Source organism: Bacillus sp. FJAT-45037 (assembly GCF_002797325.1).
Classification (GTDB): Bacteria; Bacillota; Bacilli; order Bacillales; family Bacillaceae_D; genus Alkalihalophilus.
Genome location: NZ_KZ454938.1, coordinates 963,397 through 981,092, shown reverse-complemented (window position 1 = coordinate 981,092; position 17,696 = coordinate 963,397). Strand labels below are relative to the sequence as shown.

Here is a 17,696-nt window from a genome sequence, read left to right as displayed (position 1 = left end):
CTTGCGTGCTTTTCGATAGAGTCCATATAATTGTGTAAAAAAGAATAAGCCACATCAATTTCTGGCAACAATGTTTTCAGCGACGAAAATATTGAAAGGAGAAATTGATGATGGCTCAAATTAAGTTTACCCTAGATATGGAAAATTTAAAAGATGAGGTTATGAATTCTGGATTAGAGGCTGTTGTAAAGTCTTCTCTTGTTTTAGTCTTAAATGAATTTATGGAAAAAGAGCGCGACGAGTATATGGAGTCTGATTTCTATCAAAGGGTAGATGATCGTAAGGATTACCGTAACGGTTACTATGAAAGAGATTATACGGTTTCGATCGGCAAACTACAGCTTAAAGTTCCCCGTACTCGAAGTGGGGAGTTCTCTACTAGTTTGTTTGAAAAATATCAACGAGCAGACCAATCACTGGTCCTCTCTATGTTAGAAATGGTCGTGAACGGGGTGTCTACCCGTAAGGTGACTAAGATCGTAGAACAGCTTTGCGGAGAAACCGTTTCTAAGTCGTTTGTCTCTAGCCTCACAGCTAAGTTAGACCCTCTCGTAAAGGAATGGGCTGACCGCCCTTTGAACATCACCTACTATAAATATGTCTACGTAGATGCCATGTATATTAAGGTGAGAGAGCACAATAAAGTAGTATCTAAGGCCGTCTATATCGCAGTGGGGGTAAACCAAGATCATAAAAGAGAAATCATTGGTTTACGTGTCAATCACGCAGAGAGTAAAGAAGCATGGATGTGCTTTTTTGACTATCTAAAATCAAGAGGCCTTCAATCGCCTCGTCTACTGATTTCTGATGCCCATTCTGGACTGAAAAGTGCCATCACAGAATCTTTTATTGGCACGAGTTGGCAACGCTGCACAGTCCACTTTAAGCGCAATATCTTTCAGTGTATGCCAAAGAAAGGGTCATATGATGCAAGAGAAATGGTGAAGAGCATCTTTGATGCGCCTAATCCGGAAGCCGCAAGAACACTTAAAAACGAGTTTATTCAAACATATGAACTTCAAAAAGCCTATGAGAAGGCCATTAACACATTAGATGAAGGCTTTGAAGATGCCATTCAATTCTTGGATGAACCGGCCGAAGCTCGAATTAAGATACGAACAACCAACAACTTAGAACGTTTAAACTCAGAAATTAGAAGAAGAGAACGAGTGATACGAATCTTCCCTAACAATCAATCAGCTTTTCGACTGATTGGTGCGGTACTCATGGATTACGAAAAAACGTTAGATTGCGGTGGACGTAAATTTTATTTTCCCAGTGAATCATCCATGTAGTGCGAAGCGAAATTTTTTGGGAGCGAGGGGTACCCCTCGCTCCCAAAAAATAAAAACAAACCTAAACCATGATCATCAGCAATAGCTGAAACATTGAATCCTAATTTACACAGGATTAAGGACTTGACTTGCTTTTCATCGTTTCTTCACATGTATCGTTTATAATAAGAGAGATTTATTCATTTCTTTAAATTTTTTAGGAGGCTTTTGATGAGATTCATTCAACTAATTGTTACTTTAATCATTTTAAGTCTATTAACTGCCTGCCAGACCTCTTCTCTCCTTAGTATAGATGAGACAGAGCCTTTGATCATCGTCGCTAATTCTTTTAATTCAAGCATTAGCTTTATTCATAGTGAAACACATGATGTACTTGAGACATGGGAGTTAGAATCTTCGGTAACAGGGACTTTGTTGCTTGATCCTGACCATTTGCTCACCTATAGCTCAACACATCCTACTTTATCGGTGTATCAATTATCAACTGGGGATACGGTAAATACATGGACATTGACTAGCGGAGTAGATGATGCTGTTTTGTATAAAGACCTGCTCATAGTGACACAACGTAGTTCTAATCAAATGATCGCTCTTACGTACTCAGGTGAGCTCATCTGGGAAATGACGGTAGGTGACTCGCCACAACATCTGTACCTCCATGAGGACTTGCTATATGTCTTAAACTACGAAGATACAACGATTTCTGTCATCGAACCTGGCAATGGGAGTGTGGTTGCGACGTTACCAAGTATTGATCGAGCTTCAGACTTTATCATTGTTGATGATCAAGGATGGCTTGGTGGACATGGGAGAGGCAGAGACATATTAAATGACATTCATCTTATTGATTTACATGAAGCGAAGCTGATCGACCAAATCTTTGCTCCAACTATGCCGATTGCCTTTTTGCAACATAAAGATTCGATCTTAGTTTTGAGTCATGGATCAAATGAATTAAGACTAATTGATTCCACTACAAAAGAGATTTTACAGACTACTAATACGGTCGCCAACCCTTTCAGTATGGTAGCGACAGAGCATGCGCTTTTTATCGCTGGATATGACAGTAACTCAGTCGAAGTACTAGATATCGAATCGTTACAATCAATAAACACCATTTCGGTCGGAGAAGGTCCCATTCATTTAACAGTTAGAGAGGAGATTGTTCAATAATGACCACCACCATTCTCGTTGTTGAAGATGAACAAACGATGCAACTCCTGTTGAGCATCCATCTAACAAAAGAAAATTATCAAGTACTCGTCGCAAACAACGGGGCCGAAGCACTTTCCCTCCTACCTCAATATCAACTAGACCTCGCGATTGTGGATGTGATGATGCCCGTGATGGATGGCTTTGAATTTATAGATCAGTTACGAAAAACATCTGACTTACCTGTAATTTTCCTAACGGCCCGGTCCGATGAAGTTGATCGGATAAAGGGATTAAAGTTAGGTGGCGATGATTACTTAATAAAACCATTTAGTAAGGGTGAGCTTCTCGCCCGGATTGAAGCTGTTCTAAGACGAACAAAATCAACACTATCACTTAGTAAAAAGCGGTTCTCTCATCACGGTCTAGTCATTGATCCGCAATCAAGACAAGCTCACCTTCATCAAACTCCGATTCATTTAACGGTGAAAGAATTCGATCTCGTTCTCTTTTTAATCGAACATCGCGGGCAAGCGTTCTCTAGAGAACATTTGCTTACGTCGATTTGGGGATTTGATTACGACGGGACCGAACGAACAGTTGATACCCATATCAAAACCATCCGTATGAAATTAAAACCTTATGATTCACTAATCCAAACGGTATGGGGAATCGGTTATAAAATGGTGGACGAAACATGAATTGGCGATCATGGCCTTTTCATAAAAAAGTTTGGGCATTTTTACTAGCCTTTACCTATGGTTCGATTTTGATTGCTGTTTTATTATTCTCTTATATTTATCAAGAGGTCTATTTAAGTTCAGAGGAAGAACGCTTACTTTCATTCGGTAACGAACTCGCTCTCCTTCACGAACCAGGCCCGTTAACAGACGTTTTCGTTGAAAAGGTTGAAGCGCATAATGATGTTTCTGATACGAAAATATATGCTATCGAAAATCCGCGAGAATTAAGTGCTTGTCTACCTTTTGAGATCGATTACCAATCTTTTATTAGTGAGGCCGAACGAAGGGAATTATTAAATGGAGAACGATTAGTGAAGCTCGGTTATGAGCCTCGAATCGATCGTAATGTACTAGCTGTGATTGTTCCATTAATTGAAGATCGGGTTTTAGACGGTATATTGTACGTCTATGTTCCTGTTTCCTCTATCCAAGAGGTCTTTTTGCCAGCTACGCCCATTCTCGTTTTACTTGTTTTAACTCTTTTTGTCGTGTTGTATTTGGTCGGAGTTAAACTTACGCACTACTTAACAAAGCCAATTACTGGTATGCAGGAAGCCACACAAAAAATCGCTGAGGGGGATTTAACAACGAATGTCCCCATTTATTCCGAGGATGAATTAGGCAAGCTCGCACGGTCCTTTAATGAAATGGCACAGTCCTTACAACTAGAAGAACAGAAGAAACAACAATTTTTATCAAATGTCTCTCATGAACTGCGAACTCCTCTCAGTTATTTGAAAGGTTATAGTGAAGTATTGATGGAGGACGATGAATTAAAAGAAGATCAAAAAGAGTATGTCAAAATTATTCATCATGAATCTAGCCGCTTGGGTTCTCTAGTAGCCGAGTTATTAGACTTAGCTCGCTTACAAGAAGATACCTATCCCCTAAGCATACAACCTACAGCTCTTGCTGCTTTGATTGAAGAAACCATTGCTTCGTATCGACCAGAAGCAAGAAAAAGAAACATTACTCTTCACGTAGAAAAAGATGATTCCGTTATTGCTTACCTTGACTCCAATCGAATACAGCAAGTCCTGCATAACCTTTTGCAAAATAGTCTCCGTCATTGCCAAGAGCAAGACGTGATCTCGGTTACTATGAAGACAACGAATCAACACGAGGTGCAAATTACGATTTCTGATAGTGGAAGTGGCATGTCTAAAGAAGCTCTCCAACAGATCGGAGAACGCTTTTATCGGACTGATTTTGCCCGAACAAGAAAAGATGGTGGGAGTGGCCTTGGCATTGCGATTTCAAAAGCAATTATCCACAAACACTTCGGCCACATGAACTATGACAGCGTTTTAGGTAATGGAACAACCGTCACTTTAATCATACCGATTCACCATAAAAAATAGGATCGACTGTTTTATACAGCCGATCCTGTTTTTTTATTTAAATTCAAGCTCTACAGTGAAATGCTCGTGTAGGTCATCTTCATCACGTTCAATATGAACGATCGCATCATAAGAACCTGTATACTCATCAATCTCATTCAACTCGTACACTCCATTGCTTACTTCAGATGTATCCAGCCAGAGATGGGGCTTTTCTTCTCCTTGCCACATTTCAATGGTAATTCTACCGTTATCAAGAGGCTCTCCTTGAAGCATGATCGTAAATGATAGAATATCATCCTTTATATCTGCTTCTACATCGACATCTGCATGATTATGATGATGATCGTGCGAAGCACTATGATCATGTGCGTGCTCTTCCTTTTCTTCACTAGCTTCTTCGTCTGCTTGATCTTCTGCATGTTCACCTGAACCAATCACAATCTCTGACGTAGGCATCCGGTGAAGACCTCTCGCTGTCACATGTGTCTGAACATGGTACGTTCCCTCTTCTGTAAACACATGTGTTAATAAATATCGATTCTCTTCTTGATCCGTTGCTTCAATCATTTCACTTGACTCTTTTTGTCCTTCAGCCCACACTTCATACACGACTTCTTGTGCATCTTCGACAAGGTCATCACCTTGAGTGACAATACTTTCAAATAATACGTCTTCTCGGGCTTCTGCTTGTGTTGGCACATTTAATTCAACTTCGATTGGAGTTAAATCATCGGTCATTCCTGCTTGATCTGAGTCTTCTCCTCCGCATGCAGCTAACATGAATGCCGCTATAAATGCAGTCATTACTATTTTTTTCATATTGTTCATCACCTCATTTAGTTTCATTAAGGTCAGTTTACCATCCAAATGTGAGAAGACTGTGAAGCAATAGTCTTTAGCTCCGCTAATATGTGAACAATACTTGAACAAGAATCTCTAACTAGACTATAGACCGAGACCGCTCCAATACTTTTCCCAAATCTCTTTCACACGACATTCATCTATTCTTCTTTGTAGAAAAATAGATGAAGCACATTCCCGTATAGTGTGATGTCTTGGGCTTCTCGTTACTTCTTCTTATCTGGTTCAATATCGAGTTCTTCGTATAGATCTTCTTTGATCTCCTCGTACATTTCTTCTTTCATTTCTTCCATTACTTCCACTTTCACTTCTTCTCGGAGTTCGTCATACACTTCTCCCTTAACATCTTCCATTATCTCTTCTTTAAATTCTTCTTTGAATTCTTCTTTTAACTCTTTGACACGTTTTTTTCGTGTCTTCTTGTGTTCGATCTGATAATCCTTCCCGAGCATAGCAAGCACCGAAATGATCATCACAATCATAATAATAGCAAATGGTAAGGCGGCAATAATTGAGGCGGTTTGCAGAGCACCTAGTCCTCCGTCCCCACTAATTAATAGCACACTCGCTGTTCCGGCAATGAGGAATCCCCATAATAATTTGACCGACAGCTTAGGATTTAAACTACCATGTGAAGTCATCGCACCTAACACATAAGAAGCCGAGTCTGCTGATGTGATAAAGAAAATCAAAATTAAGATCACAGCTAAAATGTTCGTGATGGCACTTAGAGGTAATTCCCCTAATGTCGCAAATAACGCCAGTTCCACATTTTCCATTACAAGCTCAGCAATTGGAGCTTGTCCTGCAATTTCAAGATGTAACGCTGTACCACCAAATGTGGTAAACCATAAGACAGCAAGCAATGACGGAACGACGAGAACACCTGCCATAAACTCACGAATCGTACGACCTCTTGAAATTCTAGCAATAAATAATCCCATAAACGGAGCCCACGCAATATGCCAAGCCCAGAAGAAAATTGTATTCGTTCCTAGCCACGTACTCTCAGAGAATGGTGTCATCGTTAAACTCATCGATGCGACATTTGTGATGTAGCCACCGAGTGTGGTTACGAAGTTTTCTAAAATAAATAGTGTAGGTCCGACAATAATGACAAAGATCAATAAAAGACCTGCTACAGCAAGGTTAATATTACTCAGTTTCTTAATTCCTTTGTCTACGCCTTTCCCTGCTGAAAACATAAATAGCACAGTGACAATAGCGATGATGGTAATTTGAGTCCAGACATTATTCGGAATCGCACTTATATAAGATAAGCCCCCAGTAATCTGCAAGGCACTTAATCCAAATGTAGTGGCCACCCCTGTACATGTTGCAATAACCGCTAAAATATCAATCGAACGACCAGCCCAACCATTCACCCGGTCCCCTAATAGAGGATAAAATGCAGAACTAATTAATGCTGGACGATCTTTTCTAAATTGCACATACGCTAACGTTAGACCAACAACCGAAAAAATTGCCCACGGATGCAAGGCCCAATGATAAACGGCATAACGTAATCCCGCAGCCGCCGCTGCTTCTGTTTCAGGCGTGTACCCCATTGGCGTATCCATATAATAAAGTACAGGCTCAGCTACACCCCAAAACACAAACCCTACGCCAATTCCTGCAGCAAATAGCATTCCAATCCAAGAGTACCAAGTGTATTGCGGTCTCTCATCAGGTTTGCCTAGTCGCATGTTTCCAAATGGACTGATTGCAATTGCGATAACAAATACCACAAAAAATGCTGTCGATAACATATAAAACCAACCAAAGTTTTCAATCATCCATCCAAGTCCAGTATCAGCGGCAGACTGAAGAGTACTTGGTGAAATCGCTCCCCATAGTACGAAGAGGGCAACCAACACAGCAGAGATAATTAAAACACTCCCTGGTTTATTCGTTTGATTCATTTGCTCATTCATGAATGTTGTACGCATCCCTTCTCATCTAATTTTAAAATAAACGTTAAATAATAGCCTCAATCTTCCTCCATATCCAAAACTATACCCATTAGTTTACCCAATTGTGCGAAGGGATGAAACCTCTAATTTCATATTTGCACATAAAAGTTCTTTCTTCCCTCAAATTCATCTCACCATATCTTTCAACAAAAGGCTATGTACAGCATGAAAGGAGGTGATCACATGACACAACAATCAAGATTAACAATGCAATTCATTGTTGGGCTCGATATGTATGGAGAAGAAATCACTCGCGACAAACGCTTCTCTAACATCAAAGGTAGTGCAACAGACGCAGCATTAGAAACAGTGGCCCTCACACTAACTTCACTGCAAAAGCACAACTTACTTCAAGTCGTACGTATTAATAATTACACATTAATCTAATCAAAATAAGGAGTGAACCAGATGGCAAGAGTATTAGAATTATTATTTGAAAATGAAGAAGGACGTCAAGTATCTATTCCCTTTGAGGATCCAATTGAGCCTGTCGATCCTGTTAAAATTCAAGAAGCGATGAACAAAATAATTGAAGAAAATGTTTTTACATCATCCGGTGGCGATTATGTTAGCATTCGGGGCGCACGAATCGTCGAAAGAACGGTTGAAACGATCGAACTTCCTACCCCTTAACAATGACTGGAATTGAGATTTGGCTACCGATTCTAAGTGAATATGGCTTTCCCGTGATGGTGACGTTGTACTTACTTTATCGTCTAGAACGTAAGCTCGACCTCGTCATAGAAGCTGTAGGGCATTTAGGAAATCCTAAAGCCAACCATGATCTGTCCTTTTATCAGAAAAAAATCCATTAAAAAAAGGAAGTCTCCATAAAATTGGAGACTTCCTTTTTATATGCTCTTATTCTGTATGAAAATGTAAAAAAAAGAGGATAGAGCAGCCAGATTTAGACAAACTATCATTAGAACGATTTACATGAAGTCAGGATGGAGGATTGGATATGAAAACAACGAGATCGCTCCAAACGTTGTCATGTCTAGGACCAAGTATTTCAAAGTATAGCCATACATACCTTCTGAGGCAACATCTTTTCCTTCACGTACACGCACAACTTATTGAAAGTAGCGATGAACTTACATGAGTAGGGAGAAGAGAGTAGAGGCAATTCTTTGGAGCATTGCTTTTCCTGGATTTGGGCAATTTTTAAATAAGAAGTACGTGAAAGGTATATTTTTTGTCATCTTAGAACTACTTATCAATGTGCAAGCCTTATTAAATACAGCTATTATTCCTAGCTTCTATGGAAATGGACAAGAGGCAAACGCAACCGTCAATTACCAATGGATTATGTTCTATCCTTGCTTGTACTTGTTTTCTATGTATGATGCCTATCGTGATGCTGGTGGTATAAGTGTGAAGTATTCCTCCGTACCGTTTGCGATTGCTGCTTATAGTGGGACAATCGGTGTGATTTATTCAGGTAGCTTTCGTTTAAACGGGCACCTTGTTGGTGTCATTTGGTCGCCAATTATATTTCTATTACTTGGCTTTAGCATCGGTTTACTCATTCGTTTGCTTATTTTACATGTGAGTAAAGACCGTGTAAAGGCAGGTTAACACACTTCAAAATTATCACTTGATGCGAAGGAGGTTTTATATGTCTTGGTTTACAACAAAAAAAAGATTGACCATCTCAAATCAACCAGAACAAACTCCTCAGACAATCGAACAAGCTCTTGAAAATTGCATGCGATCAAGTGATTTTGAACATGTACAAGTGACAACACCTTATAAGAATATTTGGGTCTCTTACTTCAGTACCCTTATCGATAAAAACAGATTGCATGATGACATCATTGAAAAAATCCAAACCCATCAGTTTCACAGTCCTGAAGACTTACGCACATTTATTCCCTTAAGTAGTTCAAAAATAACAACGGATGCGAGCGAATTGGCTAATGCACTAATGCTTGGACATGTGTGTGTTCAATTAGAAGAATCGAATGTCTTATGTCTTTTGATTGACATAAATAAGGATGACGATCGTCCAATCACGACTCCTGAAGTTGAGTTCAGTGTTATCGGACCAAAAGAATCCTTTGTAGAAGGCATCGATACAAACATAAATTTAATCCGCAAACGTATTCCAATACCCGAACTTAAGATAGAAGAATTTAGAATTGGTTCTCTTTCAAGGACAAGGGTTTGTGTTCTATATATTGATTCCATAGCCAATGATGAAAATGTCAACACAATGATTGAACGTGTTTCTAATATTCAATTTGATCAAATCAATGATAGTTCCTATATTAATCAAATGATTGAAGACAAGACCTATAGTCCTTTCCCTCAGTTCATTGACACGGAACGCCCTGACCGAGTCGCTGCTCTATTAGCAGAAGGAAAGGTGATTGTCCTAGCAGACGGCTCTCCACAAGCGTTTTCAGGACCAACAACCTTAGTTGAATTCTTCTCTGCTTTTGAGGATTATTTTTTAGCTTGGCATATCGCAACCGCTTTTCGCCTAATACGATTGTTTGCCGTGTGGTTTTCTATCTTTGCTACTCCTTTATATGTGGCGGTGCTAACTTATCATGCAGAAATCATTCCACAGGCTCTTCTAGCTACGTTAATCGTCTCAAGAAGTGCAATTCCGTTTCCTCCTATAATTGAAGCTGTATTTTTAGAGCTAACGATCGAATTATTACGTGAAGCTGGTGCTAGACTTCCTACAAAGATCGGCCAAACCATTGGTATCGTTGGCGGGATCGTGATCGGAACAGCGGCGGTAGAAGCGGGCTTAACAAGTAATGTCTTATTAATTATTGTGGCACTCGCAGCACTCGGATCGTTTACGACACCTGTCTATCGAATGGGTAATACGATTCGTTTAATCCGATTTCCTTTTATGCTTACCGCCCAATTATTGGGATTAGTTGGGCTCGCTATTTTATTTAACTTTATGCTTGTCCATCTCTTGACAATCACATCTCTTGGCCGACCTTATCTTGCCCCGTTGTATCCGACGAGGTTAGCTGATTTTAAAGATGCTTTTTTCAGACTTCCAATTAGTATGCAATCGAAACGTCCCATTCACCTCCAAACGAAAAATGATACAAGGTTTAGTAAACGAAAAGCCAAAGAGAAGAAGGACATCGACGAAGGAATCTAATTTCATCAGTTTATTGAAAGGAGAAGGGCTATATGACCACTAATACTGTACCTAAGAAACCACAGGCAGCACTGATGGTCCCGCCCTTTGTTGTTTTCTATCTCGTCCATTCCATGCAGGTAGGCGTCGGCATTCTTGGCTTCACTCGTTATATCTCAGAGATTGCAGGTTATAGAGCTTGGATGTCTGTGCTATTAACAGGTGTCCTTTTTCACATGGTCGTTTGGGTGATCTATCAACTATTAAATGATCAAGAAAAAGACCTGATCTCCATTCATAAACGAGCATTCGGGAAATGGATCGGGGGATTTCTTACATTTATCTTTCTTATTTATGTTACGTTGTTGGCTGTTACCGTCTTACGCACTTACATTGAGATCGTCCAAGTTTGGATTTTTCCAGATTTACAAACATGGACGATATCGATTAGTATCATTCTTATTGTTTATTATGCTCTAGTACATGGATTTCGTGTTGTTGCCGGTGTTTGTTTTTTAGGAGTCGTTGTTCCTTTTTTTCTATTTCTTACAGCGTTAGCACCACTTGAATTTGCTACACCTAGAAATTTATTGCCGCTCTTTGATACATCATTAAAAGTTCAAATAGAAGCTACAAAGGCGATGACTCTCAGTTTCCTTGGCCCAGAACTTTTATTAATATATTATCCATTTATTCAGGAACCTCGTAAATCACAGAAATTTGCACAGTTCGGGATTCTATTTACTGTTTTTCTTTATTTATTTATTACGATCATTTCTTTTGTATTTTATAGCGAAAAGCAATTAGCTACAACCATTTGGCCAACATTAAGTGCGTGGAAAGTATTTGAGCTCCCCTTTATTGAGCGGTTTGAATATCTTGGAATTGCTACTTGGATGTTTGTCATCTTGCCTAATATCACATTAGGTCTTTGGGCAGCAAGCCGCGTGCTTAAGCGCCAAATGAATATAACCCATAAAAAAAGTATCCCAATCATCTGTCTGATAGCTTTTATCTTGAGTATAAATTTTCAAACACGAGAACATATTGATTTATTAAATACTTATGTTTCAAAAGCCGGGACTTATATTGTTTATTTTTACCTTCCGATACTCCTATTGATTTTAACTATTATTAGGAGGCTAAAAAAATGAAAGTCATGATTTCTTTACTATGTATCCTATGTCTGCTAACTGGCTGTTTACAAACATCTATCTTAGATGAAATTCAACTTGTTCATGCGGTTGGTTATGATTATTTTGATGAAGAGCGAATTGAGGCTACCGTGAATGTACCAGTCTATAATCTAGGGGATATAATCGAGAGTGAAACTATTTCAGCTGTTTCTAAAACAAGTAAAGATGCCAGACTTGCTTTAAATGCACAAGCCTCTAAACCTCTCCACAGTGGAAAGATTACAACGATTTTATTTAATGAAGAAGTTGCTCAAAAAACAGGCCTCATGTCCGTTCTCGATACGTTCTCGCGTGAACCGACGATCGGGATGAGGAATTATATCGTTATAACTCAAGGATCATCAAAAGAGTTGTTAAATTCGACCTATCCTCTCGAGATGGAGGTCGCAACGTATCTTGAAAAACTCATTGAACAAAACATAGAACTTCAAAACATGCCATCTACTAACTTCCATTTATTTTTGAAATATTTTTATGAAGAAGGACGTGACCCTTTCCTGCCCTATATTAGACAAGAGAAAAATCATGTTAAAGTGGATGGAGTTGCCTTATTTAAAGAGGATCGTTACGTCGATCGTATTGACCTAACGGATACGTTCATTATGAAAATTTTACTCGAACCCACATCAAATGGGACATATGAAGTTGAGCTCGGTGGCCAAAATGAATTTGCCGTGCTTCGAAACATTCACTCGAAAACTAAGTACAAGATTGAACATGGAACAAACACACCAAAGATTGATGTGTTTGTCGAATTCAAAGGGAAGATAAATGAATACTCTGGTCAAATTATTGACCCTCCAAAATTAGAAGAAATTAAGGGAACTTTAACCCGGCAAATTCAAACCGATTCAGATCGATTGATTAAATTATTTCAAGAAAGAAATATTGATCCTATTGGTATAGGTAGTCGTGTTCGAGGAAAAAATTATCAATTCAAGCTAGCGGAGTGGGAAGATTATTACCCGAATGCGCAGATTAATGTTGAAGTTAAGGTCGAAATAACCGAAACTGGCGTGCGTCAATAATGCGAACAAAAAAGAAGCTAGCTCCTGCAAGGACAGGACTAGCTTCTTCATCATCCTCCAATGGTATGGAGAATCATGTGAACCAAAAACAAGCTGGCAATGAAATAAAGCGGCATTGGAACTTCTTTTGCTTTTCCGATCGCTATTTTTAAAATCGGGTAAGCAATAAAGCCAAAAGCCATACCTTCTGCAATGCTATATGTTAAAGGTATGAGGGCAAGCACTAAAAAGGCTGGAAACCCCTCTGAAAAATCATGAAACGGAATTGATTTAATATTCTGGACCATCAATCCGCCAACCACAAGTAAAATCGGTGCAATCGCACTATCAGGGACAGCTGTAATTAATGGAATCATAAACAAGGTAACTCCAAATAATAACCCAGTCACAACGGCTGTTAACCCGGTTCTTCCACCTGCTGAAATTCCTGCAGCGGTCTCTACTGTCGCAACAGTCGGACTCGTGCCGAATAAACCTGATGATAGAGCAGATACCGCATTCGAGCGAAGAGCCCTCGGCGCTTTTTCAGGATGCCCTGTCATTTGTAAGTGCCCATGAATTAAGCCGATATTTTCAAAGACAAGAACCATTGTCATCGAAAAGACAGCAATCCAAAAGGCTAACGTAGCAAGTCCTCCAAATGAAAGTTCGCCAAATAAAGATCCGTAGCTAGCAAGTGAAAAGGCCTCTGTTGTGCTTTGAGTCGGTCTCACACCGATCAAATAAGCAATCAGCGTCCCAGCAACCATCGTAATCAAAAAATTACCAGGCACTCCACGGACGAATAAAACAACAGCGATCAGTAACGTAAGGATCGTTGCAAGCGGAAGTGGCGAACCTAAATGAGCAACGCTAATAAACGTCTCCTCATTCGCTTGGATAAGCCCTCCCTTTTGCAAGCCTATAAACGTTAAAAATAACCCAATTCCAACCGTAATCGCGTCTTTTAACGAATGTGGAATCGCTGCACTTAGTATGGGGGCCAACTTCGTAAAGGCAATCACCGTAAAAATGATTCCTGAAATAAAGACAGCAGCTAGCGCTTCCTGCCACGTAAGACCGAGTGCATGGACGAACGTGTACGTAAATAAAGCATTTACTCCCATACCTGGCACCAAGATAATTGGTGCATTGCTCCATAATCCCATCATGACACAACCGACAAGTGACGTAACAATCGTCGCCACAATCGCAGCTTCAAGTGGAATTCCTGCGTCAGCTAAGATGACACCATTGACAGCGACGATATACACAATCGTCAAAAAGGACACAAGCCCCGCTGTCATTTCTCGTTTGACGGTCGTCTGATGACCGTCTAAATCAAACCGTTCAAATACCCCTTTCATTTATAACATTCAACTCTTTTCGTTGAATCCCTCTCCCACCCAGCATCAGTCAAAAAACCGCGCCAAGATACTATCTTAGCACGGTTGTAAGAAAAGGAGAAGAACTAAAATGTACAAATAAACGGAATGATTTATCCAAAAATTTAAATGGCTTTTTTTGTTTAAGAGCACACTAAAGCGTATCTTAAGTCAGTTCGATGTCTATCATGATATACTGACACTAAATGGTGTAAAGGAGAGTTGTGACATGAGTGAATCCTTTAAGAAGGCAACCTTTGCTGGAGGCTGTTTTTGGTGCATGGTCAAGCCTTTTGATACGTATGAGGGAATCGAAGCCGTCGTCTCTGGTTATACAGGCGGACACACAGAGAACCCTACCTACAAAGAAGTCTGTTCAGAAACAACCGGTCATTACGAAGCTGTACAGATCACATTTGAGCCTACAAAATTTAGCTATAAACAGCTTGTCGAAGTCTTTTGGCAACAAGTTGACCCGACGGATGCCGGTGGTCAATTCCATGATCGCGGAGACTCTTATCGTCCAGCGATTTTCTTTCATGATGAGGAACAAAAAGAAATCGCGTTGCAATCAAAAACAGAATTAGATGAAAGCGGCCGCTTCACGAAGCCAATTGCTGTTGATATTCTTCCTGCTACAACCTTTTACCCTGCTGAGGAGTATCATCAAGACTACTACAAAAAGAACCCTCTTCATTATATGATGTATCGCAAAGGATCAGGACGAGCCGCATTTATCGAGAAGCATTGGGAGGAGAAATAAGATGAGTTCAAACAAAGAAGAATTAAAGAAAAAGCTTACACCGGTTCAGTATGAGGTCACACAAAATAACGGAACCGAGCAACCGTTTCGAAATGAGTATTATAATGTAGAGGATGACGGGATCTACGTTGATCTTATTTCCGGTAAACCGTTATTTAGTTCGCTTGATAAATATGATGCAGGTTGTGGATGGCCAAGCTTCACTAAGCCGATTGAAGACAAAGAGGTCATTGAAAAAGAAGATCACAGCCACTTCATGGTTCGAACAGAAGTCCGAAGTAAAGAAGCCGATTCACACCTTGGTCATGTTTTTAATGACGGTCCAGGACCAAACGGATTGCGCTACTGTATTAACTCCGCCGCTCTTCGATTCATTCCAAAGGAAGATCTTGAAAAAGAAGGCTACGGACTGTATTTAAAACTATTTCAAGCGTAACTTTTAAAAAGGTTGGACCTTAAAGAAAAGGTCCAACCTCCTTTATTTATCTTCCTTTAATCTTCACATTCATAGAGAATAGCTTTCTCGTAAATAAGAAGCTTAAATATCCAAAGACTAAGAACCCTATCCAATAAAATAAGATATATATCACTGATTCTCTTAATCCCCACGGAGCAAGCCCTGTTCCGATCATTCCTCCAAGTAGAGCGAAGCACACAATAATGCCCACTTTGAAGATAGGTTCAAGTTGTTTGAAGATCAGAAACTCTCCATTATATTCACTTTTGTTTCTCTCATATAACCACTGCCCCATAAATAGAAAGATGAACGTAGCAAACAATGGGAAAAGCAAATCAATACTCTGCAATTGAAACATATTATAGCCCGGTGTATAAAATGAGTAAGCAGGCCACATCAAACGCCCTAACTCCTCTGTCCATTCTAGAATTCTACTATATACATTTCCAAAGTTCACATCAACAAATACTTGTAACAATGCGAGAAAACCTACAGGGAAAATAGTAAAGATAAAGGTTAAGGTAAGCTGTGAGATCATTTCTCCTGTAATGGTCCCAATAAATAGAGCAAAACTATATGTTGCGATAAAGCCAATTAATTGAAAAGCAAATGCTTCAAATACATTGAATTGATTTAAGTACATACTAAATTCTGAGTTTAAGATGATGAAATAAGACATAAAAAAGGTAATCGTAAACATAACAACTACAGGAACGATACCCATTAACCATTTCATAAAGAAGATCGTACGACGTTTATACGGGAGTGAAAACGTAAAATCAAGCTTTCTCGTACTTCTTTCCGATCCGATTAACATCGTAGCCATTAAGACTAGTAGAAGGATAATAATCATCGTAAAAAGACTGCTGCCAAGTTCATTCGGTACAGCATAGCTCATTTGCTGAGGAAACCATTCCTCATCATAATGCCCTGCTTTTATATCTTCTCTCCAGTTCTCAATGGCTATCATCGAGCGGAATGGAAAATGAAAGAATAACATTAACGTGATCAAATAAATAAATCCTCTGGCTTGCTTCCATTCTTTACGTAGTAATCCTTTAACCGACAAACTGATCACCTCCAAGTTTTGCAACGAATAGATCTTCTAGAGTCATTGGAAGCTCTTCCATAAATAGCGGATTCGCTTGCTTTAATTGCATGAGACCTTCTTCTTTACTGTTTTCAATGATTAAGATAAAAACTTTTCCTGTATGTTCTAACACATGACTAAATTCCTTCACTGATTCTGGTAACCCAGCAGGGAATACGGCTTGAACCTTTAGATAGGATTCCTTAATCGAATCGATGGAGTAGGTTTTAGATAAGCCTCCATTCTCAAGCATAATAATCGAATCAGCAAGATACTCTAACTCATCTAGTCGGTGCGAGGAAATCACAACGCCTACTTGATAATCAGCCACCGCTTCAACGATAAACTGTAAGATGCGCTTTTTAGCAATGACATCTAGTCCATCTGTCGGTTCATCGAGTAAGATGTACTGCGCTTTTGTCGAAAATGCCAACACTAACGCAAAAAGAGCTTTCATACCTTTTGAGAATGATCCAACCTTGCCTTTGTTCGGTAAAGTAAAGCGGTCAAGTAACTCATAAAAAAGATCTTCATCAAAATTCGGAAAGATATCTTTATAGAGCTGGCAAATTTCTTTAATGGAATACGTTTTTAGCGCTTCTGGTGAGTCTGGTACAAATACTACATGTTGCTTTACTTCAGGATGCGCATAAATACTTGCTTGATTAACTAACACATCTCCCTGATCTGGTTTTAGGATACCAACCATTAATTTCAAAAGTGTGGTTTTCCCAGCCCCATTTCGTCCGATAATGCCTGTTATTTTTCCTCGTTCAATCGTAAAGTCGATATTTTCAAGAACTGATTTTTGCTTAATTAATTTTGAGACACTTTTAATTCGCATCGCTACTTCCCTCCAAAGCTTTAAATTCAGCCTCTAGCCACTCTGAGATTTCTGTTTTCGTTACTCCTGCATAATTGGCTTCAATGACTAATTGCTGAAGTTGTTCTTTCACCTTGATTCTTTGTCTTGGGTCAATATGACGCTCCGCTTGTTCAGCGACAAATGTTCCTTTTCCACGCAGTGTGACAATCACACCCTGACGTTCCAATTCTTTGTACGCTTTGCTTACTGTATTTGGATTCATCACAATTTGCGCAGCCAACTCCCTTACAGAAGGCAACTGCTCCCCCTCTTCCATTAAATCTTTTGCGACAAGTTCTTTTACTTGCTGCACGATTTGTTCATACAGCGGTGTTTTACTTTTCGGATTGATTGATATATACATCGGTTCACCACCTTGGTGTTTATGGTGTACTACTTTACGTAATACACATAACACAATTAGTATACGATTTCACCATTTCGATTGTCAATG

Annotated in this window: 19 protein-coding genes; 13 read left to right on the top strand and 6 right to left on the bottom strand. The window is 39.4% G+C overall.

Annotated elements, in window-relative coordinates; all coding sequences use genetic code 11:
* The first annotated feature begins 110 nt into the window (after positions 1-110).
* The 4 genes from CDZ88_RS05000 (at position 111) to CDZ88_RS04985 (ending at position 4,551) form a co-directional block, all read left to right on the top strand.
* Positions 111-1,295 (top strand): IS256 family transposase, encoded by a 1,185-nt coding sequence (locus CDZ88_RS05000; RefSeq protein ID WP_100372488.1) that lies wholly within the window; start codon positions 111-113, stop codon positions 1,293-1,295.
* Between the two features lie 210 nt (positions 1,296-1,505).
* Complete coding sequence (locus CDZ88_RS04995) at positions 1,506-2,468, top strand: YncE family protein (RefSeq protein WP_100372487.1); 963 nt, start codon at positions 1,506-1,508, stop codon at positions 2,466-2,468.
* Entirely contained in the window at positions 2,468-3,148 is a 681-nt protein-coding gene (locus CDZ88_RS04990) for a response regulator transcription factor (RefSeq protein ID WP_100372486.1), read from the top strand. Before CDZ88_RS04995 ends, CDZ88_RS04990 begins: the two co-directional genes overlap by 1 nt.
* On the top strand, positions 3,145-4,551 hold the full coding sequence (locus CDZ88_RS04985; RefSeq protein WP_100372485.1) for a sensor histidine kinase: 1,407 nt from the start codon (positions 3,145-3,147) through the stop codon (positions 4,549-4,551). The genes CDZ88_RS04990 and CDZ88_RS04985 overlap by 4 nt, the downstream gene beginning before the upstream one ends.
* 33 nt (positions 4,552-4,584) lie before the next feature.
* Here the strand turns inward: CDZ88_RS04985 and CDZ88_RS04980 are convergent, their stop codons facing one another.
* Together CDZ88_RS04980 and CDZ88_RS04975 are read right to left on the bottom strand one after the other, a co-directional pair.
* Positions 4,585-5,352, bottom strand: coding sequence for a FixH family protein (locus CDZ88_RS04980; protein WP_157796481.1), 768 nt, complete (start codon positions 5,350-5,352; stop codon positions 4,585-4,587).
* A gap of 248 nt (positions 5,353-5,600) precedes the next feature.
* Positions 5,601-7,328 carry a BCCT family transporter gene (locus tag CDZ88_RS04975; protein WP_100374600.1) on the bottom strand — a complete coding sequence of 576 codons (1,728 nt, stop codon included), beginning with the start codon at positions 7,326-7,328 and terminating at the stop codon, positions 5,601-5,603.
* A gap of 222 nt (positions 7,329-7,550) precedes the next feature.
* Between CDZ88_RS04975 and CDZ88_RS04970 the strand changes: the two genes are divergently transcribed.
* The 7 genes from CDZ88_RS04970 to CDZ88_RS04940 all read left to right on the top strand — a co-directional run bounded on the left by CDZ88_RS04970 (position 7,551) and on the right by CDZ88_RS04940 (position 12,703).
* The gene (locus tag CDZ88_RS04970; protein ID WP_157796480.1) at positions 7,551-7,754 is read left to right on the top strand and encodes a DUF1659 domain-containing protein; all 204 of its coding nucleotides are present in this window, start codon (positions 7,551-7,553) and stop codon (positions 7,752-7,754) included.
* A 21-nt stretch (positions 7,755-7,775) separates the two neighbouring features.
* The gene (locus CDZ88_RS04965; protein ID WP_100372482.1) at positions 7,776-8,000 is read left to right on the top strand and encodes a DUF2922 domain-containing protein; all 225 of its coding nucleotides are present in this window, start codon (positions 7,776-7,778) and stop codon (positions 7,998-8,000) included.
* 2 nt (positions 8,001-8,002) lie between these two features.
* Positions 8,003-8,182, top strand: a complete 180-nt coding sequence (locus CDZ88_RS04960; RefSeq protein WP_100372481.1) for a YvrJ family protein — start codon at positions 8,003-8,005, stop codon at positions 8,180-8,182.
* A 283-nt stretch (positions 8,183-8,465) separates the two neighbouring features.
* A complete protein-coding gene (locus tag CDZ88_RS04955; RefSeq protein WP_100372480.1) occupies positions 8,466-8,945 on the top strand; it encodes a hypothetical protein in 480 nt (159 codons plus the stop codon).
* Positions 8,946-8,985: 40 nt separating this feature from the next.
* Positions 8,986-10,500 carry a spore germination protein gene (locus CDZ88_RS04950; protein WP_100372479.1) on the top strand — a complete coding sequence of 505 codons (1,515 nt, stop codon included), beginning with the start codon at positions 8,986-8,988 and terminating at the stop codon, positions 10,498-10,500.
* A gap of 32 nt (positions 10,501-10,532) precedes the next feature.
* Complete coding sequence (locus CDZ88_RS04945; RefSeq protein WP_100372478.1) at positions 10,533-11,633, top strand: GerAB/ArcD/ProY family transporter; 1,101 nt, start codon at positions 10,533-10,535, stop codon at positions 11,631-11,633.
* Positions 11,630-12,703 (top strand): Ger(x)C family spore germination protein, encoded by a 1,074-nt coding sequence (locus CDZ88_RS04940; protein ID WP_100372477.1) that lies wholly within the window; start codon positions 11,630-11,632, stop codon positions 12,701-12,703. The genes CDZ88_RS04945 and CDZ88_RS04940 overlap by 4 nt, the downstream gene beginning before the upstream one ends.
* A 50-nt stretch (positions 12,704-12,753) precedes the next feature.
* On the opposite strand, the gene CDZ88_RS04935 is transcribed toward CDZ88_RS04940, so the two are convergent.
* A complete protein-coding gene (locus tag CDZ88_RS04935; RefSeq protein ID WP_100372476.1) occupies positions 12,754-14,049 on the bottom strand; it encodes an NCS2 family permease in 1,296 nt (431 codons plus the stop codon).
* A gap of 247 nt (positions 14,050-14,296) precedes the next feature.
* Here CDZ88_RS04935 and msrA point away from each other — a divergent pair, with 247 nt between their 5' ends.
* Positions 14,297-14,830, top strand: a complete 534-nt coding sequence (gene msrA / locus CDZ88_RS04930; protein ID WP_100372475.1) for a peptide-methionine (S)-S-oxide reductase MsrA — start codon at positions 14,297-14,299, stop codon at positions 14,828-14,830.
* Position 14,831: 1 nt separating this feature from the next.
* Positions 14,832-15,266 carry a peptide-methionine (R)-S-oxide reductase MsrB gene (gene msrB / locus CDZ88_RS04925; protein WP_100372474.1) on the top strand — a complete coding sequence of 145 codons (435 nt, stop codon included), beginning with the start codon at positions 14,832-14,834 and terminating at the stop codon, positions 15,264-15,266.
* Between the two features lie 46 nt (positions 15,267-15,312).
* Here the strand turns inward: msrB and CDZ88_RS04920 are convergent, their stop codons facing one another.
* From CDZ88_RS04920 to CDZ88_RS04910, 3 genes are read right to left on the bottom strand one after another with little or no spacing between them, the layout of a single operon-like run.
* Positions 15,313-16,356, bottom strand: a complete 1,044-nt coding sequence (locus CDZ88_RS04920; protein ID WP_100372473.1) for an ABC transporter permease subunit — start codon at positions 16,354-16,356, stop codon at positions 15,313-15,315.
* A complete protein-coding gene (locus CDZ88_RS04915; RefSeq protein WP_100372472.1) occupies positions 16,346-17,221 on the bottom strand; it encodes an ABC transporter ATP-binding protein in 876 nt (291 codons plus the stop codon). The genes CDZ88_RS04920 and CDZ88_RS04915 overlap by 11 nt, the downstream gene beginning before the upstream one ends.
* The gene (locus tag CDZ88_RS04910) at positions 17,211-17,606 is read right to left on the bottom strand and encodes a GntR family transcriptional regulator (protein WP_100372471.1); all 396 of its coding nucleotides are present in this window, start codon (positions 17,604-17,606) and stop codon (positions 17,211-17,213) included. The genes CDZ88_RS04915 and CDZ88_RS04910 overlap by 11 nt, the downstream gene beginning before the upstream one ends.
* Positions 17,607-17,696 lie beyond the last annotated feature (90 nt).

What these genes read in the sequence shown, in the direction of transcription:
- CDZ88_RS04990 (WP_100372486.1), top strand. Translation starts at nt 2,468, where the DNA reads ATGACCACCACCATTCTCGTTGTTGAAGATGAACAAACGATGCAACTC.
- CDZ88_RS04995 (WP_100372487.1), top strand. Translation starts at nt 1,506, where the DNA reads ATGAGATTCATTCAACTAATTGTTACTTTAATCATTTTAAGTCTATTA.
- CDZ88_RS04960 (WP_100372481.1), top strand. Translation starts at nt 8,003, where the DNA reads ATGACTGGAATTGAGATTTGGCTACCGATTCTAAGTGAATATGGCTTT.
- CDZ88_RS04940 (WP_100372477.1), top strand. Translation starts at nt 11,630, where the DNA reads ATGAAAGTCATGATTTCTTTACTATGTATCCTATGTCTGCTAACTGGC.
- CDZ88_RS04945 (WP_100372478.1), top strand. Translation starts at nt 10,533, where the DNA reads ATGACCACTAATACTGTACCTAAGAAACCACAGGCAGCACTGATGGTC.
- CDZ88_RS04955 (WP_100372480.1), top strand. Translation starts at nt 8,466, where the DNA reads ATGAGTAGGGAGAAGAGAGTAGAGGCAATTCTTTGGAGCATTGCTTTT.
- CDZ88_RS04965 (WP_100372482.1), top strand. Translation starts at nt 7,776, where the DNA reads ATGGCAAGAGTATTAGAATTATTATTTGAAAATGAAGAAGGACGTCAA.
- msrB (WP_100372474.1), top strand. Translation starts at nt 14,832, where the DNA reads ATGAGTTCAAACAAAGAAGAATTAAAGAAAAAGCTTACACCGGTTCAG.
- CDZ88_RS04970 (WP_157796480.1), top strand. Translation starts at nt 7,551, where the DNA reads ATGACACAACAATCAAGATTAACAATGCAATTCATTGTTGGGCTCGAT.
- msrA (WP_100372475.1), top strand. Translation starts at nt 14,297, where the DNA reads ATGAGTGAATCCTTTAAGAAGGCAACCTTTGCTGGAGGCTGTTTTTGG.
- CDZ88_RS04910 (WP_100372471.1), bottom strand. Translation starts at nt 17,606, where the DNA reads ATGTATATATCAATCAATCCGAAAAGTAAAACACCGCTGTATGAACAA.
- CDZ88_RS04915 (WP_100372472.1), bottom strand. Translation starts at nt 17,221, where the DNA reads ATGCGAATTAAAAGTGTCTCAAAATTAATTAAGCAAAAATCAGTTCTT.
- CDZ88_RS05000 (WP_100372488.1), top strand. Translation starts at nt 111, where the DNA reads ATGGCTCAAATTAAGTTTACCCTAGATATGGAAAATTTAAAAGATGAG.
- CDZ88_RS04980 (WP_157796481.1), bottom strand. Translation starts at nt 5,352, where the DNA reads ATGAAAAAAATAGTAATGACTGCATTTATAGCGGCATTCATGTTAGCT.
- CDZ88_RS04985 (WP_100372485.1), top strand. Translation starts at nt 3,145, where the DNA reads ATGAATTGGCGATCATGGCCTTTTCATAAAAAAGTTTGGGCATTTTTA.
- CDZ88_RS04935 (WP_100372476.1), bottom strand. Translation starts at nt 14,049, where the DNA reads ATGAAAGGGGTATTTGAACGGTTTGATTTAGACGGTCATCAGACGACC.
- CDZ88_RS04950 (WP_100372479.1), top strand. Translation starts at nt 8,986, where the DNA reads ATGTCTTGGTTTACAACAAAAAAAAGATTGACCATCTCAAATCAACCA.
- CDZ88_RS04975 (WP_100374600.1), bottom strand. Translation starts at nt 7,328, where the DNA reads ATGAATGAGCAAATGAATCAAACGAATAAACCAGGGAGTGTTTTAATT.